Annotated in this window: 26 protein-coding genes; 17 read left to right on the top strand and 9 right to left on the bottom strand. The window is 70.6% G+C overall.

The genetic code is table 11. The features are described from left to right. Window positions 1-104: 104 nt before the first annotated feature. Entirely contained in the window at window positions 105-980 is an 876-nt protein-coding gene (locus AW274_RS12510) for a sugar kinase (RefSeq protein ID WP_062431169.1), read from the top strand. On the opposite strand, the gene AW274_RS12505 is transcribed toward AW274_RS12510, so the two are convergent. Beyond that, window positions 963-3,299, bottom strand: a complete 2,337-nt coding sequence (locus tag AW274_RS12505) for a GcvT family protein (protein WP_198169151.1) — start codon at window positions 3,297-3,299, stop codon at window positions 963-965. The two genes, AW274_RS12510 and AW274_RS12505, sit on opposite strands and share 18 nt — an antisense overlap. A gap of 75 nt (window positions 3,300-3,374) precedes the next feature. Between AW274_RS12505 and AW274_RS12500 the strand changes: the two genes are divergently transcribed. Continuing rightward, window positions 3,375-4,280 (top strand): phosphotransferase, encoded by a 906-nt coding sequence (locus AW274_RS12500; RefSeq protein WP_062431167.1) that lies wholly within the window; start codon window positions 3,375-3,377, stop codon window positions 4,278-4,280. A gap of 30 nt (window positions 4,281-4,310) precedes the next feature. Next, window positions 4,311-5,834 (top strand): amino acid permease, encoded by a 1,524-nt coding sequence (locus tag AW274_RS12495; RefSeq protein WP_062431166.1) that lies wholly within the window; start codon window positions 4,311-4,313, stop codon window positions 5,832-5,834. On the opposite strand, the gene lipB is transcribed toward AW274_RS12495, so the two are convergent. The 3 genes from lipB to AW274_RS12480 form a co-directional block, all read right to left on the bottom strand. Beyond that, entirely contained in the window at window positions 5,824-6,462 is a 639-nt protein-coding gene (gene lipB, locus AW274_RS12490; RefSeq protein WP_062431165.1) for a lipoyl(octanoyl) transferase LipB, read from the bottom strand. The genes AW274_RS12495 and lipB overlap by 11 nt on opposite strands. Window positions 6,463-6,477: 15 nt before the next feature. After that, complete coding sequence (locus tag AW274_RS12485; protein ID WP_062431947.1) at window positions 6,478-6,672, bottom strand: PspC domain-containing protein; 195 nt, start codon at window positions 6,670-6,672, stop codon at window positions 6,478-6,480. Between the two features lie 87 nt (window positions 6,673-6,759). Beyond that, on the bottom strand, window positions 6,760-7,173 hold the full coding sequence (locus AW274_RS12480; RefSeq protein ID WP_062431164.1) for a nuclear transport factor 2 family protein: 414 nt from the start codon (window positions 7,171-7,173) through the stop codon (window positions 6,760-6,762). 80 nt (window positions 7,174-7,253) lie between these two features. On the opposite strand from AW274_RS12480, the gene AW274_RS12475 reads away from it, so the two are divergent. Beyond that, on the top strand, window positions 7,254-7,790 hold the full coding sequence (locus tag AW274_RS12475) for a TetR/AcrR family transcriptional regulator (RefSeq protein WP_232320091.1): 537 nt from the start codon (window positions 7,254-7,256) through the stop codon (window positions 7,788-7,790). On the opposite strand, the gene AW274_RS12470 is transcribed toward AW274_RS12475, so the two are convergent. Next, a complete protein-coding gene (locus tag AW274_RS12470) occupies window positions 7,787-8,764 on the bottom strand; it encodes a lysylphosphatidylglycerol synthase transmembrane domain-containing protein (protein ID WP_232320126.1) in 978 nt (325 codons plus the stop codon). The genes AW274_RS12475 and AW274_RS12470 overlap by 4 nt on opposite strands. Window positions 8,765-8,766: 2 nt before the next feature. Then, entirely contained in the window at window positions 8,767-9,675 is a 909-nt protein-coding gene (locus AW274_RS12465) for a hypothetical protein (RefSeq protein WP_062431161.1), read from the bottom strand. Window positions 9,676-9,747: 72 nt separating this feature from the next. On the opposite strand from AW274_RS12465, the gene AW274_RS12460 reads away from it, so the two are divergent. The 13 genes from AW274_RS12460 (at window position 9,748) to AW274_RS12400 (ending at window position 22,299) form a co-directional block, all read left to right on the top strand. Continuing rightward, window positions 9,748-10,338, top strand: a complete 591-nt coding sequence (locus AW274_RS12460; protein ID WP_062431160.1) for a TetR/AcrR family transcriptional regulator — start codon at window positions 9,748-9,750, stop codon at window positions 10,336-10,338. A 34-nt stretch (window positions 10,339-10,372) separates the two neighbouring features. Beyond that, on the top strand, window positions 10,373-10,951 hold the full coding sequence (locus AW274_RS12455; RefSeq protein WP_198169149.1) for an LURP-one-related family protein: 579 nt from the start codon (window positions 10,373-10,375) through the stop codon (window positions 10,949-10,951). A gap of 65 nt (window positions 10,952-11,016) precedes the next feature. Continuing rightward, the gene (locus AW274_RS12450) at window positions 11,017-12,369 is read left to right on the top strand and encodes a sensor histidine kinase (RefSeq protein ID WP_062431159.1); all 1,353 of its coding nucleotides are present in this window, start codon (window positions 11,017-11,019) and stop codon (window positions 12,367-12,369) included. A 33-nt stretch (window positions 12,370-12,402) separates the two neighbouring features. Next, a complete protein-coding gene (locus tag AW274_RS12445) occupies window positions 12,403-13,230 on the top strand; it encodes a helix-turn-helix domain-containing protein (RefSeq protein ID WP_062431158.1) in 828 nt (275 codons plus the stop codon). A gap of 165 nt (window positions 13,231-13,395) precedes the next feature. Beyond that, window positions 13,396-14,457, top strand: a complete 1,062-nt coding sequence (gene rho / locus AW274_RS12440; RefSeq protein WP_083974063.1) for a transcription termination factor Rho — start codon at window positions 13,396-13,398, stop codon at window positions 14,455-14,457. A gap of 10 nt (window positions 14,458-14,467) precedes the next feature. Next, window positions 14,468-16,825, top strand: coding sequence for an ATP-dependent helicase HrpB (gene hrpB / locus AW274_RS12435; RefSeq protein ID WP_232320090.1), 2,358 nt, complete (start codon window positions 14,468-14,470; stop codon window positions 16,823-16,825). Between the two features lie 136 nt (window positions 16,826-16,961). Next, window positions 16,962-17,873, top strand: a complete 912-nt coding sequence (locus AW274_RS12430; RefSeq protein WP_157520057.1) for an SCO4651 family lipoprotein — start codon at window positions 16,962-16,964, stop codon at window positions 17,871-17,873. A 64-nt stretch (window positions 17,874-17,937) separates the two neighbouring features. Next, complete coding sequence (locus tag AW274_RS12425) at window positions 17,938-18,231, top strand: hypothetical protein (protein WP_062431154.1); 294 nt, start codon at window positions 17,938-17,940, stop codon at window positions 18,229-18,231. Window positions 18,232-18,262: 31 nt separating this feature from the next. Then, the gene (locus AW274_RS12420; RefSeq protein WP_062431153.1) at window positions 18,263-19,114 is read left to right on the top strand and encodes an SPFH domain-containing protein; all 852 of its coding nucleotides are present in this window, start codon (window positions 18,263-18,265) and stop codon (window positions 19,112-19,114) included. Continuing rightward, complete coding sequence (locus AW274_RS12415; protein ID WP_062338348.1) at window positions 19,107-19,289, top strand: type II toxin-antitoxin system antitoxin; 183 nt, start codon at window positions 19,107-19,109, stop codon at window positions 19,287-19,289. The genes AW274_RS12420 and AW274_RS12415 overlap by 8 nt, the downstream gene beginning before the upstream one ends. Before the next feature lie 57 nt (window positions 19,290-19,346). Then, a complete protein-coding gene (locus AW274_RS12410) occupies window positions 19,347-20,636 on the top strand; it encodes an amidase (protein ID WP_062431152.1) in 1,290 nt (429 codons plus the stop codon). Window positions 20,637-20,680: 44 nt separating this feature from the next. Next, entirely contained in the window at window positions 20,681-21,769 is a 1,089-nt protein-coding gene (locus AW274_RS12405; RefSeq protein WP_062431151.1) for a helix-turn-helix domain-containing protein, read from the top strand. Then, the gene (locus tag AW274_RS12400; protein ID WP_063813339.1) at window positions 21,766-22,299 is read left to right on the top strand and encodes a PIN domain-containing protein; all 534 of its coding nucleotides are present in this window, start codon (window positions 21,766-21,768) and stop codon (window positions 22,297-22,299) included. The genes AW274_RS12405 and AW274_RS12400 overlap by 4 nt, the downstream gene beginning before the upstream one ends. Before the next feature lie 7 nt (window positions 22,300-22,306). Here AW274_RS12400 and AW274_RS12395 read toward each other — a convergent pair whose 3' ends face one another. Genes AW274_RS12395 through deoC form a run of 3 tightly spaced genes read right to left on the bottom strand, consistent with a single transcriptional unit; the run spans window position 22,307 to window position 25,525 of the window. Further along, on the bottom strand, window positions 22,307-23,170 hold the full coding sequence (locus AW274_RS12395) for an aldehyde dehydrogenase family protein (RefSeq protein WP_062431149.1): 864 nt from the start codon (window positions 23,168-23,170) through the stop codon (window positions 22,307-22,309). Continuing rightward, window positions 23,167-24,594, bottom strand: a complete 1,428-nt coding sequence (locus tag AW274_RS12390; RefSeq protein ID WP_062431148.1) for an aldehyde dehydrogenase family protein — start codon at window positions 24,592-24,594, stop codon at window positions 23,167-23,169. The genes AW274_RS12395 and AW274_RS12390 overlap by 4 nt, the downstream gene beginning before the upstream one ends. Before the next feature lies 1 nt (window position 24,595). Beyond that, complete coding sequence (deoC, locus tag AW274_RS12385; RefSeq protein WP_062431147.1) at window positions 24,596-25,525, bottom strand: deoxyribose-phosphate aldolase; 930 nt, start codon at window positions 25,523-25,525, stop codon at window positions 24,596-24,598. Window positions 25,526-25,669: the final 144 nt, after the last annotated feature.

The raw sequence follows: 25,669 nt of genomic DNA, 5'->3' as shown, positions 1-25,669 counted from the left end.
CCCTCGATCGGCCCCCGCCTCGGGACAAGGCGGGGGCCGATCGGCGTTCCCCCTTTGGAACGGTTCTGCCATGCTTTTCCCGATCAGCTGCGGAGAAGAGTGCGATGACCGATCTGTTCACGCTCGGCGAGGTGCTGGGCGTCGTGACCGCCGACCGAATCCGGCACGACATGTCCGCCCGGCTCGACCTGGAGGGCCCGGAACTGACCGTCGCGGTCGGCCTGGCCCGGCTCGGGCACTCGGTGTCCTTCGTCGGCCGGGTCAGCGACGACGAGATCGGGGTGCGCACCACCACGGTGCTGCGCGGCGAGGGCGTGGACGTCTCCCACGTGCGGGTCGACGAGACCGCCGCCAGCGGCCTGGCGCTGCGCCAGCGCCGGATCGGGCGGGTCGCGCACGCCGTCTTCTACCGGGGCGGCTCGGCCGGGTCGCGGGTGTCCACCGGCGACGTGCCGGCCGAGCTCCAGGACGCCCGCATCCTGCACGTCACCGGCATCACCCCCGCGCTGAGCGGCTACGCGTGGAGCGCGGTGCACCACGCGGTGAAGCTGGCCAGAGACGCCGGGGTGCTCGTGTCGGTCGACGTGAACCACCGGGCGAACCTGTGGGAGAGTGTGCAGGAGGCCCGCGACGGGCTGCGCGAGCTGGCCGCCTCGGCCGACGTGCTGTTCGCCAACCAGGACGAACTGGGCCTGGTCGAGAGCGCCATCGCCCAGGTGCCCGAACTCGTCGTGATGCGCGGCTCCAAGGGGGCCAGCGCCACGGTCGAGGGTTTCCGGTACGACACCCAGGCCGCCCCCGTGACGGTCGTCGACGCGACCGAGGTCGGCGGCGCGTTCGTGGCCGGTTACCTGAGCGCGCTGCTCGACGGGGTGCACCTCTCCGACCGGCTCAAGCGGGGGATCTCGGTGGCCGCGTTCGCGGTGGCCGCCCACTCGACCTGGCAGGGGCTGCCCACCCGGTCAGAGCTTCCCCCGTGATCTGACGCGGGTGTTCCGGGGGTCGTACACGGGACCCTTGACGACCTCGGCGCCCACCCAGCCGCCGTTCACGCCGACCTCCGCCCTGGCGGCGCCCTTGGGCAGGTAGGCGTAGGCGATCGACCTGTCGACGCGGTGGCCGTAGCCGCCCGAGGTGACCCGAGAGGTCGGCACGCCGTCGACCCGTACGGGTTCGCCGCCGAGGCAGACCTCCGCCGGGTCGTCGACGACGAGGCAGGCGAGCTCCACCGCCGACTCGGTGCGCGGGACCGACTTGCGCACCGCGAAGCCCAGACCGGCCTCGAACGGGGTCGTCTCGGGCGTGATGTCGGCGCCCCAGACCCGGTAGCCCTTCTCCAGGCGCATCGAGTCGATCGCCTTGTAGCCGCCGGGCCGCACGCCGGTCTCCGCCAGCAGGTCCCACAGGGTCAGCCCGAACTCGACCGGCGTGTAGAGCTCCCAGCCGTACTCGCCGACGAAGGTGACCCGCTGGGCCCGCACCGGCACGTGGCCGACGCTGATCTCGCGCGACTGCATGTAGCCGAAGCCGAGGTCGTCGCCGGTCAGGCTGCTCAGGATGTCGTGGGAGTCGGGCCCCCACAGGCAGTAGCAGGCGTAGGCCGAGGTCACGTCGGTGACGTCGACGCCGTGGCGGCGCAGCAGGGCCGCGTCGTGGCCGCCGAAGGCGGTGCCGGTGACCAGCCGGAACCGGTCGTCACCGAGCCGGGTGACGGTGACGTCGGCCTCGATGCCGCCGCGCGCGTTGAGCAGCTGGGTGTAGACGACCGTGCCGACCGGGCGGTCGAGGTCGGCCCCGGCCAGCGCCTGGAGCCGGTCGAGCCCGCGCAGGTCGAACTTGGCGAACGAGGTCTGGTCGAACAGCCCGGCCGAATCGCGGGTCGCCAGGCACTCCTCGCGTACGGCGGGCGACCAGATCCGCCCGGCCCAGCCCTTCGGCCGGGGGGAGTCGTCAGAACGGGCCCGATACCAGTTGACCCGCTCCCAGCCGGCCTTCTCCCCGAACTCGGCGCCCAGCTCGGCGTGCCGGGCGTAGGCGGGCGAGCGGCGCAGCGGCCGGGCCGCGGTGCGCTCCTGGCCGGGGTAGACGATGTCGTAATAGGCGCTGTACGCGTCCAGCACCTTCGCCCGCGCCCAGGAGGCCGACCGGGCGTGCGGTCCGAAGCGGGCGACGTCCATGGCGAACATGTCGTATTCGGGGGCGCCGTCGACGATCCACTCGGCGGTCACCTTGCCCACGCCCCCGGCGGCGGCCAGGCCGTGCACGCAGAACCCGGCGGCGACCCAGAGGCCGCGTACCGACGTCTCCCCCAGCAGGAACTCCCCGTCGGGGGTGAACGCCTCGGGCCCGTGGACGACCTTGACGATCTCGCCCCGTTCGCGCAGGTGGGGCAGGCGGTGGACGGCGGACGTCCACGACTCCTCGAACTTCGGCATGTCGGGCTCGAACAGGTGGCGCGGCGTGGCCAGCGGGTTCGGCTCGTCCCACACCTGCGGGGTGCGGACGTAGCCGCCGACCAGGATGCCGCCGCCCTCCTCACGGAAGTAGACGATGTTGTCGGGGTCGCGCACGGTCGGCATGCCGACCGAAACACCGGTCGATTCGGTCACGACGTATTGGTGCTTGATCGGCACGATCGGCAGGTCGACCCCGGCCATGCGCCCGATCACCCCCGACGCCGCCCCGGCCGCGTTGACGACCGTCTCGGTCCTGATCACGTGGTCGCCGAGCCGGACCCCGGTGATCGCGCCGTTCGCGGTCTCCAGCCCGGTCACGGCGGTCCCGGTGAAGATCCGCACGCCGAGCTTGCGGGCGCCCTCGGCCAGCGCCTCGGCCAGCCGCGCCGGGTCGAGCCAGCCGTCGCCGGGCAACCAGAGCGACGAGACGACGTCGCCGGTCTCCAGCAGCGGCAGGCGCTCCCCGGTCTGCTCCCCCGTCAGGAGTTCCAGGTCGAGGCCGTAGGTCTCGGCCGCGCCGGCCTGCCGGACCAGTTCCTCGTGGCGTTCGGGCGTGGTGGCCAGGCGCAGCCCGCCGACGCCGTGCCAGCCCGGGTCGAGACCGGTGAGGTCGCGCAGTTCCGGGTACAGACCGGCTGAATACATGATCATGCGGGTCTGGGTGACGGTCGAGCGCAGCTGCCCGACGAAGCCCGCCGAGTGCCAGGTCGTGCCCTCGGTCAGGTCGTGCCGTTCGACGAGGACGACGTCCTGCCAGCCGAGCCGCGCCAGGTGGTAGGCGACCGAACACCCGGCCACCCCGCCCCCGATGACGACCGCTCGGGCGTCTGCGGGAAGTTGCACCATCGGTACCGTCCTGTAACAACTGACGCCCAAAATGCGATCAATGGTCTAAACGTAGACCAAAAGGAGCAGCGCATGCCAGATCCCGTCGCGTCCGCGCTGGGTCTGGTCGCGTCCTGGGCCGGCCGCCCGGTCACCCACACGAGGATCAAGGGCGGGCTGAGCCACTACATCGCCCGCGTGGAGACCGACGACGGCGACCGCTGGCTGCTCCGGGTGCTCGACCCGAAGATCGCCGCGACCGGCCTGGGCCTCCCCCTCGACCAGGAGATCGCCAACACCGTGGTCGCCGCCGAGGCCGGCGTGGGCGCCCGGGTGCTGCACGAGCTGCCGGGCGCGCTGATCCTCGAGTACATCGACGGCCTGACCCTCGACGCGCCGGCCGTTAGGGCCCGCATCCCCCGGGTCGCCGAGGCCGCCCGCGCGCTGCACGCGGGCCCGCGCTTCGCCAACGACTTCTCGATCTTCCGCAAGTACGACGGCTTCGTCGCCCTCTGCCGGCAGCACGACCTGCCGATGCCCGGCGGCTTCACCGACTGGACGGGCACCGTCGAAGCCATCAAAGAAACCCTGGCGAAACGTCACATAACGGACGTACCCTGCCACAACGACCTGCTCCCCGAGAACTTCATCGAGGCGCACGGCCGGGTCAGGATCGTCGACTACCAGCTTTCCGGCAACAACGACCCCTGCTTCGAACTGGGCGACATCGCCGCCGAGGCCTCCTTCGACCCCGACGACGTCGAACGGCTCACGCGAGCCTACTTCGGCACCCATGACGAGGCGCTGATCGCCCGCGTACGACTGAACGCGATCATGTCCAACCTGACGTGGACGCTCTGGTTCGTCGTACACCACGGCCTGGTGGCCCAGCAGCGCGACTTCGACTACAACGCCGAAGCCGCCACGAAGTACGCCAAGGCGACGGCCGATCTCACGGACCCCGGCTTCGGCACCCTCATGGGGGCCGCCGGCCGGTAACCCCCCACTGCACGGCATGAGGAGGCCTCGATGGCTCAATCCCTCGACGACGACGCCAAGCGACTCGCGGAACTCGGCTACAAACAGGAGTTGTCCCGAACCTGGAGCGGCTTCTCCAACTTCGCGATCTCCTTCTCCATCATCTCGATCCTGGCCGGCTGCTTCACCACGTTCGGCCAGGCCTGGAACAACGGCGGCCCCATCGCCATCTCATGGGGCTGGCCGATCATCTCGATCTTCATCCTGATCATCGGCCTGTGCATGTCGGAGCTGGTGTCGGCCTATCCCACGGCGGGCGGCATCTACTGGTGGGCCGCCAAGATGGGCAAGCCGATCCACGGCTGGTTCACCGGGTGGTTCAACCTGATCGGCCTGGTGGCGGTGACCGCGTCGGTCGACTACGGCTGCGCGACCTTCATGAACATCACCCTCGACCGGTTCTTCGGCTACGAGGTGTCGCTCACCAACACCTTCATCCTGTTCGCGATCATCCTGGCGCTGCACGCCCTGATCAACATCTTCAGCCACCGGCTGATCTCGATCCTGCAGAACGTGTCGGTGTGGTGGCACGTGTTCGGCGCGGCGGTGGTCGTGCTGATCCTGATCTTCGGCCCGGACTCCCACCAGTCGATGTCGTTCGTCTTCACCGAGACGATCAACAACTCCGGGTTCAGCGACAGCACCTTCTGGTTCTTCGTGCTGCCGCTGGGCTTCCTGCTCACCCAGTACACGATCACCGGCTTCGACGCCTGCGCCCACGTCTCGGAGGAGACCCAGGGCGCCTCGATGTCGGCGGCGCGCGGCCTGTGGCAGTCGATCTTCTACTCGGCGATCGGCGGCTGGATCCTGCTGCTGGCCTTCCTGTTCGCGGCGACCAACGTCGACGAGATCAACAACCAGTTCGGCTTCGTCGGGGCCATCTTCGACACGGCCGTGCCGGGGAACCTGGCCAACGCGATCTTCGCAATCTCCACGATCGGCCAGTTCTTCTGCGGCATGAGCTGCGTGACCTCGATGTCGCGGATGACCTACGCGTTCTCCCGGGACGGCGCCGTCCCCGGGTGGCGGCTCTGGTCCAGGGTGGACCGGAACCGGACACCGGTCAACGCGATCATCCTGGGCTGCGTCGCCGCGCTGGTCCTCACCCTGCCCGCTCTCTACGAGGCCCCGACCGGCACCCCGCTCGCGTTCTACGCGGTGGTCTCGGTGGCGGTCATCGGCCTCTACATCGCCTTCGCCATCCCGATCTACCTGCGCCTGCGGATGGGGGACCGCTTCGTGCCCGGTCCGTGGACACTGGGCTCGAAATACAAGGTGATGGGCTGGATCGCGATCATCGAGATCGTGATCGTGTCGATCTACTTCATCATGCCGCTGGCGCCGGCCGGAGTGCCCTTCACCAGCGACTTCACCTGGACGGCGGTGAACTACGCGCCGATCGTCGTCGGGGTGATGGTGCTGGGCGTCGGCCTGTGGTGGGCGCTCTCGGCCCGCCACTGGTTCAGCGGCCCGCGCCGGACCGTCGACGAGCCGGAGCCCTTCGTCAAGCCCTAGCCTCGAAGGCCGCCGCCACGGCGGCGGCCACCGTGGCCATGTCGCCCGTGTGGGTCTCGCGCGACACCGAGGTCATGTCGACGTCGGGCATGCCGCAGGGCACCGCCAGATCCCACGGGGTCAGGTCGCCGTCGACGTTGATGGCGAACCCGTGGCTGGTCACGCCCTTGGAGGCGCGCATGCCGATCGAGACGATCTTCCGGCCGGTGGCGCGGGTCCAGACCCCGGTGAGCAGTTCGGAGCCGGGCGGCGTGTCCCGCCGCTCGGCGTCGACGCCCACCGCGGCGAGGGCCTCGACCAGCCGGAGTTCGACCTCGCGGATGTAGTCGACGACCCCCTCGCCGGTGCGCAGCTTGACGATCAGATAGCCGACCAGCTGCCCGGGGCCGTGGTAGGTCAGCTGCCCGCCCCGGGTGGTCGTCACCACGGGGATGCCGTGGGAGGGGTCGGGCAGGTGTTCCGTCAGCGTCCGCCGGCCGACCGTGAACACCTTCGGGTGGCTGAGCAGCCACAGGGTGTCGGGGCGGCGATCCTCCTGCCGGTCGGCGATGAGTTCGTCCATGGTGGCCATGGCCTTCTCATAGTCGACCAGCTCGTCGTGGATCAGGGTCAGCGGCCGTGCGTCCATGGGACCGAGGATAGGTCAGTGGTGCGCGTACTTCCGCGCGGGTGCCTTGGGAAAGAGCACCCACATGATCAGGTACGCGACGAACTGCGGGCCGGGGAGGATGCAGGAGGCGACGAACAGGAGACGGACGACCGTCGGGGGCATGTTGAAGCGCTCGGCGAGACCGCCGCAGACCCCGGCGATCATCTTGTGTTCACGGGATCGGTGCATCAGGAGTTCCTCCATCGTGTGGTTCGGTTATTCGGTTCAACGAACCGGTAACCAACCCCCGTTCCACCACGAACCCTGAGAAAACCCCTAGGTGATGAGCAGAGCCATCGCCGCCGGGTCCTGGTACTCCCGCCACAACGTGATCCGGCCGTCGTCCACGCGCACCACCACCGCGAACGGCGCCGCCGCCCGCAGGCCGTCGGCCACCCGCACCCCCTCGACCTCGTATTCGACGACCGCGACCCGGGGGTCGGCCGTCTCGTGCACGACCACGTCCCGGACGTCGGTGAAGGTGACCAGGGCCCGCACCGCCTCCCTCTGCGGCACCATCGAGGCCGCGAACGCCGCCCTGCCCTCGATGCGCCGGGGTGCGCCCGGCGGGGCGAAGGGGGTCTCCACGACCCCGTCGTCGGCCAGGAAGTGTTCGAGACCGGCGGAGGCGCCGGTCAGCAGGTGGTCACGGAAACGCTCGAAGGCGTCCAGCGGTCCGGTCAGCAACACGGCGCACCCCTAACATGAGTGGCGACTCACTATGTCCCGGCTAAATTATGAGTCACCACTCATCTTGTCAACGGAGCATCGTGGCCGATCCGCCTTCGCGTGCCGACGCCATCCGCAACCGGGCCCGCATCCTGGCCGCCGCCGCCGAGGTCTTCGACACCCACGGCACGTCCGCGTCGACCGAGGAGGTCGCGCGGACGGCGGGGGTCGCCGTCGGCACGGTCTTCCGGCACTTCCCCACCAAGGCCGACCTGCTCACCGCGCTCATGAAGGACCTGCGGGAACGGCTGGCCGCGAGGGCGGCCGTCCTGGCGGAGGAGGGCGACGGGACCGCGCTGTTCACCTTCTTCGCCGAGGTCGTCGAGTACGCGGCCGGCGCCCGCACGGTCGTCCACCTGCTGGCCGCCGACATCGGGGTCGACCGCCAGGTGGCGGCGCTCGGCATGGAGGTCCTGCTCGCGCGGGCCGAGGAGGCGGGCACGGTCCGGGCGGGCGTGCGGGCCGACGAGGTCACCGCGCTGCTCGCCGCGGCCTGTCACGGCGCGCTGTCCGGCGGATGGACGCCCGACCTGCGCCGCCGCACCGTCGCCCGGCTGCTCGACGGCCTGCGTCCCTAGGGGGCCGGGTGCCGGTCGTACGCGTAGGGGCTCAGCGACGACCCGAGGCTGGCCAACCCCTTGATGGTCGCCTTCCTGACCGGGTCGTGCAGCAGGATCCAGGCGATCCACCCGATGACCAGGTTCATCCAGTACGACACCAGCCGGTAGAGCAGCACGACCGCCGCCGCCTGCCCGCCCGACATCCCGGCCGCGATGTAGGTGGCCGCCATGCCGACCTCGGCGATGCCGAGCCCGCCGGGCACCACCGCCAGCGCGGCGGCCGTCTTGGCCGCGACGAAGCCCAGCAGCACGGTGTGCGGGGTGGCGGTCGCCTCGATCGCGCAGCAGACCGCGCCGAGGCTGATCACGTCGAGCACCCAGTTGAGCAGCGCCAGGTTGGCCAGCCGCAGATGGTCGCGCCGGGTGCCGCCGATCGTGTCGAAGGTGGCCTTCAGCTGCCCCGACACCTTGGGCATCCGGTCGAGCAGGTGCCCGGCCTTGAAGAGCAGGACGCCCGCCACGACCACCCCGCCGAGCACGATCAGCGTGACCACCCGGGTCTCCGGCGAGGCGACCAGGGCCACCAGGGCCAGCAGCCCGAACGCGCCGCCCGAGTAGGCCGCCGCCAGCACCAGCACCGCCGCGATCAGCCGTTTCCCGGCCCCGAGCTTGGTGAAGACCTGCGTCGTGTACGCCACCGACACCACCGGCCCGGCCGGCAGCGACCCCGCCACCGCGTTGCGGGCGAAGGTCACGGCCAGGATGCGGGGCCGGGAGACCCGGACCCCGCCCAGCGCCAGCAGTCTGCGGAAGAACCGCGCGAAGACCACCATGGCCAGCAGTTGGAACACCGCCGCGACCAGCAGCCAGTTGGCGTCGGCCGCGGTGATCACGTCCCACACCTCGGAGGGCGTCGGAAGGGCGTCCCGCAACGTGAGGTAGGCCAGGACGGCCAGCCCCGCCATGGCCGGCCATTTCAACCGGCGAATCATCCTCACCTCGCAAATGATGCACGTCTGACCTGAGACGCCGCTGAGAGGGTCAGGGTCAAGCCCACGACCGCCCATCCGGCGAGGACCAGCAGCGGCAGCCCGAGCGCGGCGCCGTCGAAGAAGACGACGTTCCTGATGGCGACCGACCCCTGCCCGACCGGGAGCACGTGGCCGACGGCCGCGTACCACTCGGGGATGAAACGCGCCCCGAGCGGCCCGCCGCTGGCCGGCACCCCGATGAGCACGAAGAGCAGACCGGCCAGCGCCACGCCGGGCGTCCCGATGAGCCGCACCAGCCCCGAGACGACCAGCCCGAGCGTGATCACGATCACCGCCGAGATGCCGGCCAGCCCGAGGAACGCGCCCGGCAGGGCCCCGAACACCACGTCGCCGAGCCAGGCGTTGGCCAGCCCGACGGTGACGCCCGCGAGCACCACGGCCCCGATGCCCGGGAGCGGCCGCTCCTTCGCGGCCGCGACCCCGATGGCGATGCCCGGGATGACCAGCCCGATCACGAAGAACATGCCGGCGATGCCGCCCTGGTCGCCGGGCGGCAGCGGGTGCGCGTCCTCGACCGTCAGCGGCGCGGCGTGGGTGAACACCGAGGTGATGACCGTGGACGCCGACCGGCTGGCGGCGCTGGCGACCACGAGCTTCTGCTGCTGCGGCAGCACGACCGCGTCGACCTCCCGGTCGGCCAGCGCGGCGCGCGCGGCGGCCTCGTCGGCGTAGGCGGTGATCTCGAACTTGCCCGCCAGCTTCTTGCCCATCTGGGCGGCGGCCTGAGGGGGCGCGACGACGGCGACCGGCACGTCGTGCGGCTCGGGCGAGTGCAGGGCGCCCACGAACGAGCCGACGAAGAACATCCCGATGAGTGTGGCCAGGACCACCGCCGGGATCAGCCTCTTCATGATTTCTCTCCTTGATGACTTCAACGCTGTTGAGTTCAACATAGATGAATTCAACGTGGTTGAATAGCCCCCATGGACATCAGCAAGACCGGCCGCCGGCCGGGCACCCCGCAGACCAGAGAGGCGATCCTGGAGGCCGCCGTCGCGTCGTTCGTGGAATCGGGCTACGCCGCCACGACCATCCGCGGCGTCGCCCGCGCCGCCGACGTCGACCCGGCCCTGGTCATGCACTTCTTCGGCTCGAAAGACGGCCTCTTCGACGCCTCACTGCGCGCCGCCATGCCGGTCCAGGAGCTCGCGGTCGCGCTCGCGGGCGACCCGTCCACGCTGGGCGCCCGCCTGACGCGCCGCTACCTGGAGGTCTGGGAGAGCCCGGAGACCGGCCCCCGGATCCGCGCCATCGTCGGGTCGATCGCCTCGACCCCGGCCGCCGCCCAGATCATGCGCGACTTCATGAGCGGCGAACTGGCCGTACCGCTCGCCAAGAGCCTGCCCGGAGACCAGCCCGAGCGCCGTGCGATCCTGGCCGCGGCCCAGCTCATGGGCATGGCCTTCGCCCGCTACCTGCTCGCCGTCGAGCCGATGGCGTCGATGACCACCGACGAACTGGTGATCTCCGTAGGCCCGTCGGTCCAGCGCTATCTCACAGGGGATCTTGGGTAATAGGGTGGGAAAGGCCCTGAAAACGGAGGTTCTTGTGGACGCGGCGGCCCTCCAGACCCAGTCGAAGCTGATCCTTCGCCAGAAGATCACCCCGATGGTCAACCGCTATGTGGTGAGCACGGTCTCACCCGACGGCTCCGAGGGTCCGGTGGTCGCGTTCGCCGAACAGAAACGCCTGGCCCTGAAGGAGCAGGTGACCTTCTACACCGACGAGAGCCGCGCCGAGGCCCTGGCCGCGTTCAAGGCCCGCAAGGTCATCGACCTGGCGAGCGGATACGACGTGGTCGACGCGTCGGGCACCTCGATCGGCATGTTCCGCAAGGACTTCGGGAAGTCGCTGCTGCGCTCGACGTGGCACGTCCAGCAGCCCGGCCTGCCGACCTACACGGGCACCGAACGCCGGTTGTCGGTGGCGCTGTTAAGGCGTTTCGCCGACTCGCTGGAGTGGCTGCCCTACCACTTCGACTTCAGCGTGGGCGCCTCGATCGCCTTCTCGGTCGACCGCAAGTGGGGCCTGCGCGACCGGTACGCCATCGAGATCAACGACCCGAGGCTCGACCGCCGCCTGGTCATCGCGATGGCCGTGGCCCTCGACGCGCTCCAGTCGCGATAGGGCGCCGCCGAGACAGGGTGCCGTACACACTCCCTCAGCGGGGAGACGGACCATAACGTCCAGAGATGCACGATGTTCTGCGGGCGGGCCCGTTCCCCAGATCCATCAGAGCCCGCCGGTCGGTGCAGTTCTGCCTGGTCACGGCCCTGGTCTTCATCGGCGCCAGTGTGCTCTTCCTGATGTTCACCGGCAACAAGGACGCCGGCGCCAACCGGGCCCGCATCACCCACGCGGTGGAGGGCCTGCTGCCCCTGATGAAAGAAGGGCAGGTCCCCGCCGTGCTCCCGGGCGGAGGCGACCTGGCGATACAGGTCCTCGACCCCCGCGGCCGGACCGTCGGCGCCTCCCCCCGGCTCCTCGGCCACCCGCCGATAGCCGCCTTCCCCGCGACCGGCCACCCCGTACACGCCGAACAGGTGCTGTGCCCCCCGGCCGGGCTCAGCGGCTGCATGATCGTCGACTCCTACAAGGTCCACCGGCCCGATGGGACCTGGCTGCTGCACGTGGCCGTCCCCCAGAGCCCCTGGTACGGCAGCACCACCGTGCTGGCCTTCGTGACCGGCGCGTCCCTGCTGGTGACGGCGGCAGTCGCGGCGGGCACGTTCCGCCTGGTCAACAGGGACATGACCGCGATCGACGCGATCCGCGAGGAGCTGGCGGAGATCAACGCGGCCGACCTCGACCGCAGGGTCCCCCTCGCCACCCCGAACCAGCAGGAGATCAACCTGCTGGCGTTGACGGTGAACGACACCCTCGACCGCCTGGAGCAGGCCTACGACCAGTTGCGGCGCTTCACCTCGGACGCCTCCCACGACCTGCGCAGCCCTCTCACCGCCGTCCGGACCCGTCTTGAGGACGCGCTCGCCTATCCGCAGGACACCGACTGGCCGGAGATGACGGCGGCGGTGCTGGCCGGGGTCGACCGGCTGCAGGCGATCGTGACCGACCTGCTCACGCTGGCCCGGCTGGACGCGCGGAGCCCCCTCACCCACGAGCGGACCGACCTGACCCGGCTCGTCGACGCCGAACTCGACCGGCGTCTCCGCCGGGTGGCCGTCGTCAAGGACCTTCAGCCGGACGTCGTCGCCGACTGCGACCCGCTGCGCATCGCGCGCCTGCTGGTCAACCTGGTCGACAACGCCGAACGCCACGCCGCCGCGCGGATCACCGTCAGCCTGCGGGCCGACGAGTCGGCCGTCACGCTGGAGGTGCTCGACGACGGCGCCGGGATCGCCCCCGAGGACCGGGAGGTGGTCTTCACCCGCTTCGCCCGGCTGGACGCCGCACGCAGCCGCGACGCCGGCGGAACCGGCCTGGGGCTGGCCATCGCCCGGGAGATCGCCCAGGCCCACGGGGGCACCCTCACCATCCGCGACAGCGACCGCGGGGCCCGCTTCGTCCTGCGCCTGCCTCGTTAGGCCCTTTACCTGCGGTTTCTTACGCTGTCAAGCATGCCTACCCCACTCGGCGACTTCCTTCGCGCCCGGCGGCAGATCGTGTCACCCGGCCAGGTGGGGCTGCCGCGCGGAACCCACCGCCGCACACCCGGCCTGCGCCGTGAGGAGGTGGCGTTCCTCGCCAAGGTCAGCACCGACTACTACACGAAGCTGGAGCAGGGCATCGAACGCCGTCCGTCCGACCAGGTGCTCGACGCCCTGGCGCAGGTGCTCCGGCTCGACGGCGACGCCATCGGCCACCTCCGCGCGCTCGCCCATCCCCCGCAGAGCCGACCGGAGGCCGCCGACCCGGACCCCGGCGTCAACCCCCACGTCCTGCGGCTGATGGACCGGTGGCACGACGTGGCGGCCGCCGTGGTGAACCACCGGACCGACGTGCTGGCCTGCAACGCGCTCTGGGGCGCCATCACCGGCGGCGACTTCGGGCGCACCGGCAACCTCCTGCGCATCCTCTTCCTCGATCCCCGGGCCCGTGATCACTGGATCGAGTGGGACACCGAGGCGGCGGCCATGGTGGCCCACCTTCGCGCCGGCCTGGGGGCCAACCGCGACGACCCGTCCCTGTACACGCTGGTCGCGGAGCTCTCGGAGGCGAGCGAGGACTTCCGGCGCATGTGGGGACGCCACGACGTGCGGGTCAAGCGGCGCGATCCGGTCCTCCTGCGCCATCGCCTGGTCGGCGACCTCACCCTCTGGCACGAGTCGTTCGCCGTCGACAGCGCCCCGGGCCAGCGGCTCTGGACCGCGCAGGCGGAGCCCGGCAGCCCCACCGAGGCGGCGCTGGGCGTCCTGCGTACGCTCGCCCACGCCAAGGCCGGCTGATCGGGGGAACACCGGCGGCTTCTCCCGTGTTACCGTGTCAGTGGGTTCGCGGGTTTCTGGCCTTTTCTTAGGCACTCGCTCCCCGAAATCTCTTTCTCTGATTCACCGAAGGCATTGCAACGGGCCTTCCGTGGCCTGCCTTCCCGTGCTCCCAAGGAGCCCACCATGGCAACCCCCCTCGTTCGCCGTGCCCGGAACGTGCGCGGCATCCTCGACGGCCGTCACCTGCGGGTCGACGGCTACCTCAAATCATCAAGCGACGTCCTCGTCCCGCCCGAGCTGCTGAAAGGGCTCCGGCAGGGCGACGTCGTGCACGGCACGGCCCAGGGCGGCAGGCTCGTCTCCATCGAGGCCGGGCCGCCCGCCGACCGGCCGCACTTCGCCGAGCTCACGCCCGTCCACCCCGAAGAAAGGCTTCGGCTGGAGACCAGCAAGGGCGTGTTGTCCACCCGGGTCATCGACCTGCTGACGCCCGTCGGCAAGGGGCAGCGGGGGCTCATCGTGGCCCCGCCCAAGGCCGGCAAGACGCTGATCCTCAAGGCCATCGCCGACGCCGTCAGCACCAACCATCCCGACGTCCACCTCATGGTCGTGCTCGTCGACGAGCGGCCCGAGGAGGTCACCGACATGAAGGCGTCGGTGCGGGGCGAGGTCATCGCCTCGACCTTCGACCGGCCGCCGGCCGACCACATCGCCGTCGTCGAGCTCGCGGTCGAGCGGGCCAAGCGCCTCGTCGAGCAGCAGCAGGACGTCGTGCTGCTCATCGACTCGATCACCCGGGTCGGGCGGGCGTACAACATGACCCTGCCGGGCGGCGGGAAGACGCTCAGCGGCGGGATCGACGTGCGGGCCGTGCACCCGCCGAAGCGCATCCTCGGCGCGGCGCGCAAGCTGCGCGAGGGCGGCTCTCTCACGATCATCGCGACGGCCCTGGTCGAGACCGGGTCGAAGATGGACGACAACCTCTTCGAGGAGTTCAAGAGCACCGGCAACATGGAGCTGCGGCTCAGCCGCGCCCTGTCGGAGCGGCGGGTCTTCCCGGCCGTCGACGTCACCGGGTCGAGCACCCGCCGTGAGGAGCTCCTCCTCGACCCCGCCGAGCTGCCCCTGGTCTGGCAGCTCCGCAAGGCTCTCCACACCCATGAGAGCTTCGAGCCCTTCCTGTCCAAGCTGAAGGACACCGGCTCCAACGCCGAGCTTCTCCTCGGTCTCACCCGCGCCGCCTAAGCTGACGGGCGTGCTCCCGGTCACCCACGCCCTGCCTCGGCTGCTGGCCGCCCTCGAATCCGCCGGCGCGGCCGTGCTGACCTCGCCTCCGGGCAGTGGCAAGACCACTCTCGTGCCGCTCGCGCTGGCCCCCCGCAGAGTCGTGGTGGCCGAGCCCCGGCGCATCGCCGTCAGGGCCGCCGCGCGGCGCATGGCCTGGTCGCTGGGCGAGAAGACGGGCGAGCGGGTCGGCTACACGATCCGCGGCGAACGCCGGGTCTCGGCGGCCACCCAGATCGAGGTCGTGACGACCGGCGTGCTGCTCCAGCGCCTCCAGCGAGACCCCGAGCTCACCGGGGTCGACGTGGTCATCGTCGACGAGTGCCACGAGCGCCACCTCGACGCCGACACCACCTTGGCCTTTCTCCTGGACGTCCGCGCCGCGCTCCGCCCCGACCTGCGCATCCTGGCCATGTCGGCCACCGCCGACGCGCCCCGGTGGGCGTCCCTGATCGAGGGGCCCGTGGTCGACGCCCCGGGCGCGGTGCATCCCGTCGACGTCGTGTGGGCGCCGCCGCCCAAACCCGCGGTGATCTGGCCCCGGGTCGACGCCGCCTTCCTCTCCCACGTCGCCGCCACGGTCCGCCGCGCCTGGCGGGAGCGCGCGGGCGACGTGCTCTGCTTCCTGCCCGGCGTGGCCGAACTCGGCGCGGTCGGGCGGCAGCTCGCCGACCTCGCGGAGCTCGACGTGCTCCAGGTCCACGGCGGGTCGCCGTCCCACGTCCAGGACGCGGTGCTCGCGCCCGGCCAGGGGCGGCGGGTCATCCTGGCGACGTCGGTGGCCGAGTCGAGCCTGACCGTGCCCGGGGTGCGGATCGTGGTCGACTCCGGGCTGGCGCGCGAGCCCCGCATGGACCACGCCCGCGGGCTGGGGTCCCTGGTGACGGTCCCGGCGTCGAGGGCGGCGGCCACCCAGCGGGCCGGACGGGCCGGCCGGGAGGCCCCGGGGGCCGTCTACCGGTGCTGGCCGGAGGCCGAACGCCGGGCCGACCACCCCCAGCCGGAGATCGCACTGGCCGACCTGACCTCCTTCGCCCTCCAGGCCGCCTGCTGGGGCTCCGAGGAGCTGTCGCTGCTCGACCAGCCGCCGGCCGGGCCGTTGACGGCGGCCCGCGAGACCCTCACCCTGCTGGGCGCCCTCGACGACGGCAGGGTGACCGCGAAGGGCCGCCGGATCGCCGGGATCGGCGTACACCCCCGGCTGGCGCGGGCGCTGCTCGACGCCGCGCCGCTGACCGGGGCCGAGAAGGCCGCCGAGGTGGTGGCCCTGCTGGGTGGTCAGCTCCCCCGTGACGCCTCCGACGACCTCGTCACCGCCTGGCGGGCCGCCCGGACCCCGGAACTGCGGCGCGAGGCCGGCCGGCTCGCCCGCGAAGGGACCGGCGCCCCGGCTCCGGGTCGTGGGCTCTCCGACGATCAGGTCGCCGGGATCGTCGTCGCGTTCGCCTATCCCGAGCGGGTCGCCCGGCGGCGGGCCGGGGGCGGGTTCGTGATGGCGTCCGGGACGGGGGCCGAGGTGGCGCAGGGGTCGCGGCTGGCCGAGGCCGAGTGGCTGGCCGTGGCGGTCGCCGACCGGGCCACCGGCCGGGCCGCCGCGCGCGTTCGCCAGGCCGCCGTCATCGACGAGGGCGTCGCCCTCATGTCGGGCCCGATCGTGGAGGAGGACGACGTCGCCTGGCGGGACGGCGACGTCGTGGCGCGGCGGGTGCGCAGGCTGGGGGCGATCGAGTTGTCGTCCAGAGCCCTGAAGACCGACGTCTCCGACGCGGTCAAAGAGGGGCTGCGACAAGAAGGGGTGGGCCTGCTCTCCTGGACGCCCGCCGCGCGGGCGCTCAGGGAGCGGATGGAGTTCGCCCGCAGGGCGCTCGGCGATCCGTGGCCCGACGTGGAGCAGGCGCTGGTCGAGGGGCTCGACCTGGCGAAGGTCCGCCGGCGGGCCGACCTGGCCGCGCTCGACGTCGCCGCCGCGCTCCGGGGGCTGGTGCCCTGGCAGGTGCGGCTCGACGAGGTCGTGCCCGAACGGCTGGAGATCCCCACCGGCTCACAGGTGCGCCTCGACTACAGCGGCGAACGCCCGGTGCTGGCGGCCAAGGTGCAGGAGCTGTTCGGCTGGACGGCCACGCCGGTCGTCGCGGGCGTCCCGGTCACCATCCACCTGCTCTCCCCGGCGGGGCGGCCGGTCGCGGTCACCGGGGATCTGGCGTCGTTCTGGCGGGAAGGCTATCGGCAGGTCCGGGCCGAGCTGCGGGGGCGTTATCCGAAGCATCCCTGGCCGGAGGATCCGCTCGCCGCATCGCCTACGTCCCGGACCAATCCCCGCCGTCGCTAGACGATCAGTCAAGATCATGTCCTTTTCGGTCAAGCGATCATCCGCGTTATTCCCCAAAAGGACATACCTCTACTTTTCGCCCTATTTGTCCACTTACGGTGCTTGGGACAGCACAAATCGCATACCAGGGGGACAAATGCGACACGCTCGTCTTCGGCTCGCCGCTCTCGGCACGGCCTCGGCAGTGGTCACAGCCGCCGCCTGGGTCGGGACGACGGCGGCATGGGCAACACCCGTCCCGGACGTCCCCTCATCCGCACCCGCGGGGAGTCCCGAGCCGACCCAGAGCCCAACAGGCGAGGAGAGCCCGACCGCCAGCCCCACGACGACCGCCGAACCGGCGACGGCCCTCCAGGACGCTCTCACGAAGAGCGCCGAGGCCAACACCGCGTCGGGCACGATGCACTTCAGCAGCCAAGGCAAGATCGACGCGCGCGGCACCTGGGCGCGCCAGAACAAACCCAACCTCCTGACCGCGAAGGTCAACCAGCTGACGCTCAACGGCAAGGCCAACTCGGCCCAGCCGCAGATCATCCTCAACGGCGAGACCGCCTACGTGAACGGCGACGGCCTGATCCCGAACCAGGGCAACACCTGGTGGCAGGTGCCGCTGAACAACCTGCCCGGTGAGCGCGGCAAGATGATCTCCGATCTGCTCACCAGCGGCCGCCTCCAGGACCCCGCGACGATCAAGGAGATCGCGGGCGCGCACAAGGACGTCCAGAACGAGGGCGAGGAGGAGGTCGGCGGCCAGACCGTCACCCACTACAGCTCCACCCTCGACACGCAGGAGGCGGCGGACGCCGCCGGCCTGCCCGCCCCGACTCCGACGCCGACCAACTGGCCCAAGACCCTGCGGGTGGACACCTGGGTCGACTCCTCGGGCATGGTCAAGCGGCAGCAGTTCCGCAACTCGGAGGGCGGGCAGCCGTTCAACCTGAACCTGACGGTCAAGGAGTACGACAAGCCGGTCACGGTGCAGACGCCGCCCGCCGGCCAGGTGAAGCAGGTCGACCCGCAGACCCTGAAGAACCTCCTGGGCGAGTAGCCCGGTGGCCAACCTGGACGCGCCCTCCTTACGGGGAGGGCGCGTTTTGGCATGATCGCCGGTCATGAGCCACTGGAGAGTCCTCATCGAGGAGAACATCGGCAACACCACCCGCAGGGAGTGGCGGGTCTCGGAGGTCTACGAGGTCATGGGCGAACGGCCGGAAGCCCGGTCGATCGCCTACGAGCTCGCCGTGCGGCACCGGCCGCAGCATCCGATGAACCAGGGCAGGCGCAGCGTCTACCGCATCAGCGACGACGAGTACCTGACCACGATCCAAGGGACGACCGCGAAATTCCACTACAGAGTGATCGTGGCCGAATTCTTGACACTCGATGCTAGCGAGGAGCTATCTTAGTGATATCACTTCGATAGTCAGGAGGAAGGGCATGGAACGAGAGGCCTTCCGGATGAACGGTTTCGTCATCCTGCTCGCGCTGCTCGTCGTGGCGGCCGCGCTGGTGCTGTTCGGCTTGACCCAGGACGAGGCGTTCTTCATCGTGTGCGTGGTCGTGGCGGCGGTGATCGTGTTCCTGCCGGCGTCCGGCTTCGCCGTGGTCAACCCCAACGAGGCCAAGGTCGTGCAGTTCTTCGGCCGCTACATCGGCACGATCAAGACCGCCGGGTTCACCTGGACGGTCCCGTTCACCGACAAGAACCGCATCAGCCTCCGGGTGCGCAACTTCGAGACCACCAAGCTCAAGGTCAACGACGCCGACGGCAACCCCGTCGAGATAGCGGCCGTCGTCGTCTACCGGGTCGTCGACACCGCCAAGGCGTCCTTCTCCGTGGACGACTACGAGAACTTCGTCGCCATCCAGTCGGAGGCCGCCGTGCGGCACCTGGCGACCTCCCACCCCTACGACAGCCACATCGAAGACCGCACCAGCCTCCGCGACGGCGCCACGGTCGCCGAGGAGCTCACCACCGAGCTCCGCGAGCGCACCGACCTGGCCGGCATCGAGCTGCTGGAGGCCCGCATCACCCACCTCGCCTACGCCCCCGAGATCGCCCAGGCCATGCTGGTCCGCCAGCAGGCCGCCCAGGTGGTCGCCGCCCGGCGGCAGATCGTCGAAGGCGCGGTCGGCATGGTCCAGCTCGCCCTCGACCGGCTGAGCGCCGAGCACGTCGTCGAACTCGACGAGGAGCGCCGCGCCGCGATGGTCTCCAACCTCCTGGTCGTCCTGTGCGGCGACCGGGCGACGCAGCCGGTGGTCAACACCGGCAGTCTGTATGCCTGACGAACGTCCCGCCAAGAAGGAGCCGAAGAAGCTCCTGCTGCGGCTCGATCCGGCCGTCCACGAGGCGATTGCCAAGTGGGCGGCCGACGATCTCCGCAGCGTCAACGCGCAGATCGAATACGCGCTCCGCATGGCGCTGACTCAGGCGGGACGGGCGCCGAAAAGGTCCGACTAGGCATCGTCTTGGTTACGAGCCTTCTAATGGCAGGTGCGTCCGGTCCACACTCTGGACATGTCGTGGGCCGGACGAACCGCCGTGGAGATAGCCGACGCCGTGCGCGCCGGCGAGGCGACCGCGGAACAGGTCGTGGCCGACCACCTGGAGGCCGTCGCCGCACGTGACGGCGCGATCGGCGCCTTCCGCACCGTCCTGGCCGACTCGGCCCTGGCCGAGGCCAAGGCGCTGGGCCACCGCCCCGACCTCCCCTTGGCGGGCGTACCCGTCGCGATCAAGGACAACGTCGCCGTCGCCGGCCAGACCGTGACGAACGGCACCAGGGCGAGCTCGCCGGACCCGTCCCCGGCCGACCACCCCGTGGTCGCCCGCCTCCGCGCGGCCGGCGCGATCGTGCTCGGCCAGACCAACTGCACCGAACTCTGCCTGTACGCCATCGGCGACACCCGCAACCCCTGGGACCCGAAACGAACCGCCGCCGGATCGTCGGGAGGCAGCGCCGCCGCCGTGGCCGCCGGAATGGTCCCCCTGGCCCTCGGAAACGACGGCCTCGGCTCCTTACGCATCCCCGGGGCCGCCTGCGGCATCGTGGCCCTCAAGCCCGGCCACGGCCTCCTGGAGCCCCCGCCCCACGACTGGTTCGCGATGGCCGAGAACGGCCCCATGACGACGACCGTGAGCGACACGATCCTCGCCCTGACCGTGATGACCGGCGCCCCGATCCAGCCCGAGGCCGAAGACCTCCGCATCGCCGTCGCCCCCAACCCCCTCCCGCCCGGCTTCACCGTCGACCCGGAGTTCCAGGAGGCCGCCAGAGCCGCCGGCGCCACCCTGCGCGAAGCGGGCCACACCGTGGTAGACCACGGCCGCCGCTTCCCAGTGTCCCTGGGCCGCTCGACGATCGCCGCCTGGTACGCCTGCGCCGCCGCCGACGCCCACGGCCTCGACGAGAGCCGACTCGAACCCCGCACCCGCACGATGGCCCGCATGGGCCGCCTCCTCCAGCGCACCCGCAGAGACGGCTCCCGCCGCAGGGACGACTGGCGCGCCTACGGCGCCGACCAGTGGTTCGGCGACATCGACGTGCTCATCACACCGACCATCTCCCACCTGCCCCCGGCCCCGGGGGGCCACGGCGCCTACGCCGACATCAGGTTCGCACCGCTGACGGGGGCGTGGAACATGGCGGGCTGGCCGGCGATGACGATCCCGTTCGGCAAGCACAGCTCGGGCCTGCCGATGGCGGTGCAGCTGATCGCCCCGCCAGACGGAGAAGGGCTGCTGCTCAGCCTGGCGGGCTCTCTGGAACAGGCCAGGCCCTGGGCTCGGCATGCGCCAATCTTTTGACACATCGGGTATCCGAAGTATTTGGCGCGTGCGATTATCGCACCATGAAGGACCCGGAGCAGTGGGCCGACGTCGGTGAGCGGGTACGCGAAGGCAGGCTGGCTGCCGCGTTGTCGCAGGAGGAGCTCGCCCGCGCGCTGGGCCTCGACCGCACCATGGTCGCCAAGATCGAGCTCGGCATCCGCCGTATCGACGCCCTGGAGCTCATCCGGCTGTCCGACATCCTCGGCGTCCCGCTCGACTACCTGATCAGCACGCCTCCGCCGGTCATCTCCCGCCGTGCCCAGCTGACCGAAGACACCGCCACGGACGCCGGGCGCCAGTCGTTCCATCTGGGCGTCGCGTTGTCCTCCTGGCTGGCGGACATCCGGCAACTGGTGGAAATGGAGCTGCTGGCCGTTCCGGCGATCAAGCGGCCTCCTATGACGATCTCGAACGCGGCCAGTGCCCGAAGGGCGGCGCGCTGGGTCAGGGAGACCGTCGACCTGGGCGATCGGCCGATCGAATCGCTGATCTCGATCTGTGAGCAGGTGGGACAGCTCGTCGCCGTCGTCGACGTGCCCGGAGACGGCGCATCGGCGGTGGACGACGACGTGGCGGCCGCCGTGGTGAGCAGGCAGGGCGACCCGGGACGCCGCCGCGCGACCGCCGCCCACGAGCTCGGGCACCTCATCATCGGCGACGAATACTCTGCGGACCTCGGGGTCGGCACCTCGCGCGAAGAGCGGGAAGCCGTCGTCGACGCTTTCGCCGCCGAACTCCTGATTCCGTCGGACGTCTTCCGTGGCCTGCCCTCCGGCGACCTCCGGGAGTCGCTGGTGCGGGTGTCGGCGCGATACCGGACATCGTGGTCGCTGACCGTTCGCCAAGCCGTCCAGGCCGAATTCCTCACACGTGACGCCGCCGGCGTCATGAAGCGGCGAAACCCCACGAAGGCGGAGCTCAAGGAAGCCATCGGCTGGGCGCCACAACCCGATCTTGAGTCGATCCGGGTGCCACCCGGTTACGCGCATGCCGTCTTCGAGGCCTACCAGAAGCGGCTCATCACGACCTCACGTGCGGTCGAGATGATGCGCGGCCACATCGATGCAGACGACCTGCCCCTGCAGGAGGAGTGCGACTCCACGCCGTGACGTCGACTCCCCTCGTCTTCGATGCCCCTTGTCTGAGCCATTTCGCCCGCGCCGAGCGGCTCGACGTTCTGCGCGACCTCATGGTCGGGACGCCCTGCCTTACCACGGAGATCGTCCGCGAGGAGATCCGCAGCGGGCTGCCCGATCACCCGCTCCTGCGGAACGTACTCGACGCCGACTGGCTCGGGATAGTCACGCTGTCCTCGCGGGAGGCACTCGACGGTTTCGTCAAATGGACCCGGCGCATCGGCTCGACGCAACGTGATCGCGGCGAGGCGAGCGTCTTCTCCGCCGCTGAACTCGACGGCGGCATCGCGATCACCGACGACCAGCGGGCGAAGATCGTGGCAGCCGCCCACGGCCTGGAGGTGCACGGAACGCTCTGGCTGCTCGCCGTCGCATGCCAGAAGGGCAAACTCACCGAAGTATCCGCAGGGAACATCGTGGACGCGTTGATCGCCACAGAAATGCGGTTGCCCTGTTCCGGATCGGCCTTCGGCGAGTTCGCCCGTCGACACGGCCTCTTGTAGAGGCCGATCAGATCCCGATCGGGTGCCAGACCGTCTTGGTCTCCAGGAACGCCGTCATGCGTCCCGTCCCCGGATCGGCCGCCCAGTCGGTCTTCCCGTTGGGCCGCAGCACCCGCTTCAGGTTCTCGGCCGCCAGTTCCTCGCACTTCTGCGCCAGCTCGGCGTCGGCCCCGGTGAGGTCGAGCCCGTTGACGTCCATGTGACCGGCCAGCCACGGCGCCATCTCACCGGCAGACCCGGTCAGGATGTTGACCACCCCGCCCGGCAGGTCGGAGGTCGCCAGCACCTCGGCCAGCGTGATCGACGGCAGCGGCGCCCGCTCCGAGGCGATCACGACGCACGTGTTGCCCGTCACGATCACCGGCGCGATCACCGAGACCAGCCCGAACAGCGGGCCCATCGGCGGAGCCACGACCCCGACCACGCCGGTCGGCTCAGGGGTCGACAGGTTGAAGTAGGGGCCGGCGACGGGGTTGGCGGACCCGCGAAGAGATGAGATCTTGTCGGACCAGCCCGCGTACCAGACCAGGCGGTCGACCGCCGCGTCGACGAGTTCTCCGGCCTTCTTGCCCGACACGCCGTCGGCCTCGGCGACCTCCGAGACGAACTGGGCGCGGCGGCCTTCGAGCATCTCGGCGATCCGGTAGAGGATCTGGCCCCGGTTGTAGGCGGTCGCGGACGACCAGCCCGGGAAGGCCTTGCGGGCCGCGGTCACGGCGTCGCGCACGTCCTTGCGGGACGCCTTGGACGCGTTGGCGAGGAACTCGCCCTTGGCGCCGGTCACGACGTAGGACCTCCCGCTCTCCGACCGTGGGAACGCACCGCCGATGTACAGCTTGTACGTCTTCCGCACCGACAGCCGCTCGCTCACGAGATCTCCTTCAGGTACGCCTCGAGACCGTGGCGACCGCCCTCACGCCCGTAGCCGGACTCCTTGTAACCGCCGAACGGCGAGGTCGGGTCGAACTTGTTGAAGGTGTTCGACCACACGACCCCGGCCCGCAGCCGGTTGGCCATCCACAACATCCGCGACGCCTTCTCGGTCCAGACGCCGGCCGACAGGCCGTAGGGCGTGTTGTTCGCCTTCTCGACGGCCTCGGCGGGGGTGCGGAAGGTGAGGACCGACAGGACCGGGCCGAAGATCTCCTCGCGGGCGATCCGGTGGGACTGGGAGACGCCGGTGAAGACGGTCGGCGGGAACCAGAAGCCCTTGTCGGGCAGCGGGCAGGCCGGCGACCAGCGGTCGGCGCCCTCGGCCTCGCCCGCCTCCGACAGTTCGCGGATCTTGGCGAGCTGGGCGGCCGAGTTGATCGCGCCGATGTCGGTGTTCTTGTCGAGCGGGTCGCCGAGCCGCAGCGTCGACAGGCGGCGCTTGAGCGACGACAGCAGCTCCTCGGCGACCGACTCCTGCACCAGCAGGCGCGACCCGGCGCAGCAGACGTGGCCCTGGTTGAAGAAGATGCCGGTGACGATGCCCTCGACGGCCTGGTCGATGGCGGCGTCGTCGAAGACGATGTTGGCGGCCTTGCCGCCGAGTTCGAGGGTCACCTTCTTGTTCGTGCCGGCGACCGCGCGCGCGATCAGGCGGCCGACCTCGGTGGAACCGGTGAAGGCGACCTTGTCGACGTCGGGGTGGCCGACGACGGCGGCGCCGGTCTCGCCCGCGCCGGTCACGATGTTGACCACACCCGGGGGCAGGTCGGCCTGCTGGCAGATCTCGGCGAACAACAACGCGGTCAGCGGCGTGGTCTCGGCCGGCTTCAGCACGACCGTGTTGCCGCAGGCCAGCGCGGGCGCGATCTTCCAGGCCAGCATCAGCAGCGGGAAGTTCCACGGGATGACCTGCCCGGCGACGCCGAGCGGGGTGGTGCCGTAGCCGGCGTACTGGAGCTTGTCGGCCCAGCCGGCGTAGTAGAAGAAGTGGGCGGCGACCAGGGGGAGGTCGACGTCGCGCGACTCCTTGATCGGCTTGCCGTTGTCGAGCGACTCCAGGACGGCCAGCTCGCGGGCGCGTTCCTGGATGATCCGGGCGATCCGGAACAGGTACTTGGCCCGCTCGGAGCCGGGCAGCGCCGACCACACGCCGAACGCCTTGCGGGCGGCCTGCACGGCCCGGTCGACGTCGGCCTCGGTGGCGGTGGCGACCTCGGCGAGGGTCTCCTCGGAGGCGGGGTTGACGGTCTTGAAGGGAGTTCCGGACCCGTCCACGAACTCGCCGTTGATGAAGAGCCCGTACGACGGTCTGATGTCGACGACCTCGCGCGACTCGGGCGCCGGTGCGTACTCGAAGATCATCTCAGTCCAGGGTGAAGTAGTCGGGGCCGGCGTAACGGCCGGTGGTGAGCTTCTGGCGCTGCATCAGCAGGTCGTTGAGTACCGACGACGCGCCGAGCCGGAACCAGTCGGGGTCGAGCCAGTCGGGCCCGGCGGTCTCGTTGACCAGCACGAGCATCTTGATCGCGTCCTTGGTCGTACGGATCCCCCCGGCCGGCTTCACCCCCACCATGCGGCCCTCACGGTCGCGGAAGTCGCGCACCGCCTCCAGCATGACCAGCGTCACCGGCAGCGTGGCGGCCGGCTGCACCTTTCCGGTGGACGTCTTGATGAAGTCTCCCCCGGCCAGCATCGCCAGCCACGACGCGCGGCGCACGTTGTCGTAGGTGGCCAGTTCGCCGGTCTCCAGGATGACCTTCAGGTGGGCCTCGCCGCAGGCCTCCTTGATCGCCTGGATCTCCTCGAAGACCTTGACGTAGTCGCCCGACAGGAACGCGCCCCGGTCGATGACCATGTCGATCTCGTCGGCTCCGGCGGCGACCGCCATGGCGGTGTCGGCGACCTTCACCTCAAGGGAGGAGCGCCCGCTGGGGAACGCGGTGGCGACCGAGGCCACCTTCACCCCCGACGAGCCGACGACGTCGCGGGCCTCGGCCACCAGGTCGGGGTAGACGCAGACCGCCGCGACCCGGGGAACCGTCGGGTCGGTCGGATCGGGGTGGACGGCCTTGGCGCACATCGCCCGGACCTTGCCGCGGGTGTCGGCGCCCTCCAGGGTCGTGAGGTCGACCATGGAGATGGCCATGTCGATGGCCTGGCGTTTGGCCGTGGTCTTGATCGATCGGGTGCCCAGCCCGGCGGCCCTGGCGTCGGCGCCGACCCGGTCGACACCGGGCAGTCCGTGCAGGAACGCCCGGAGCGAGGCGTTGGACGAGGCAGTCGGAATTGACACCTCCCCAGCATCGCCGACCTGGCGGAACGATGCCAAACCGGGTGCTCACGACACTGCCGGTCCGTTTTTGGCACATCTCACAACCGTCCTAAGCGGGGTCTTAGGTACGAATCCACACCCCGCCCACGGGAGATAAGGCATCCG

Source organism: Herbidospora daliensis (assembly GCF_001570585.1).
Classification (GTDB): Bacteria; Actinomycetota; Actinomycetes; order Streptosporangiales; family Streptosporangiaceae; genus Herbidospora; species Herbidospora daliensis.
Note: the sequence above shows the minus strand (reverse complement) of the source record. Positions and strands in the feature narration are given on the sequence as shown.

Bases quoted from the DNA above. Each gene is read 5' to 3' on its own strand.
- AW274_RS12510 (WP_062431169.1), top strand. From the start codon at position 105: ATGACCGATCTGTTCACGCTCGGCGAGGTGCTGGGCGTCGTGACCGCC.
- AW274_RS12500 (WP_062431167.1), top strand. From the start codon at position 3,375: ATGCCAGATCCCGTCGCGTCCGCGCTGGGTCTGGTCGCGTCCTGGGCC.
- AW274_RS12495 (WP_062431166.1), top strand. From the start codon at position 4,311: ATGGCTCAATCCCTCGACGACGACGCCAAGCGACTCGCGGAACTCGGC.
- lipB (WP_062431165.1), bottom strand. From the start codon at position 6,462: ATGGACGCACGGCCGCTGACCCTGATCCACGACGAGCTGGTCGACTAT.
- AW274_RS12485 (WP_062431947.1), bottom strand. From the start codon at position 6,672: ATGCACCGATCCCGTGAACACAAGATGATCGCCGGGGTCTGCGGCGGT.
- AW274_RS12470 (WP_232320126.1), bottom strand. From the start codon at position 8,764: ATGATTCGCCGGTTGAAATGGCCGGCCATGGCGGGGCTGGCCGTCCTG.
- AW274_RS12465 (WP_062431161.1), bottom strand. From the start codon at position 9,675: ATGAAGAGGCTGATCCCGGCGGTGGTCCTGGCCACACTCATCGGGATG.
- AW274_RS12460 (WP_062431160.1), top strand. From the start codon at position 9,748: ATGGACATCAGCAAGACCGGCCGCCGGCCGGGCACCCCGCAGACCAGA.
- AW274_RS12450 (WP_062431159.1), top strand. From the start codon at position 11,017: ATGCACGATGTTCTGCGGGCGGGCCCGTTCCCCAGATCCATCAGAGCC.
- AW274_RS12445 (WP_062431158.1), top strand. From the start codon at position 12,403: ATGCCTACCCCACTCGGCGACTTCCTTCGCGCCCGGCGGCAGATCGTG.
- rho (WP_083974063.1), top strand. From the start codon at position 13,396: ATGGCAACCCCCCTCGTTCGCCGTGCCCGGAACGTGCGCGGCATCCTC.
- AW274_RS12430 (WP_157520057.1), top strand. From the start codon at position 16,962: ATGCGACACGCTCGTCTTCGGCTCGCCGCTCTCGGCACGGCCTCGGCA.
- AW274_RS12425 (WP_062431154.1), top strand. From the start codon at position 17,938: ATGAGCCACTGGAGAGTCCTCATCGAGGAGAACATCGGCAACACCACC.
- AW274_RS12420 (WP_062431153.1), top strand. From the start codon at position 18,263: ATGGAACGAGAGGCCTTCCGGATGAACGGTTTCGTCATCCTGCTCGCG.
- AW274_RS12415 (WP_062338348.1), top strand. From the start codon at position 19,107: ATGCCTGACGAACGTCCCGCCAAGAAGGAGCCGAAGAAGCTCCTGCTG.
- AW274_RS12410 (WP_062431152.1), top strand. From the start codon at position 19,347: ATGTCGTGGGCCGGACGAACCGCCGTGGAGATAGCCGACGCCGTGCGC.
- AW274_RS12405 (WP_062431151.1), top strand. From the start codon at position 20,681: ATGAAGGACCCGGAGCAGTGGGCCGACGTCGGTGAGCGGGTACGCGAA.
- AW274_RS12390 (WP_062431148.1), bottom strand. From the start codon at position 24,594: ATGATCTTCGAGTACGCACCGGCGCCCGAGTCGCGCGAGGTCGTCGAC.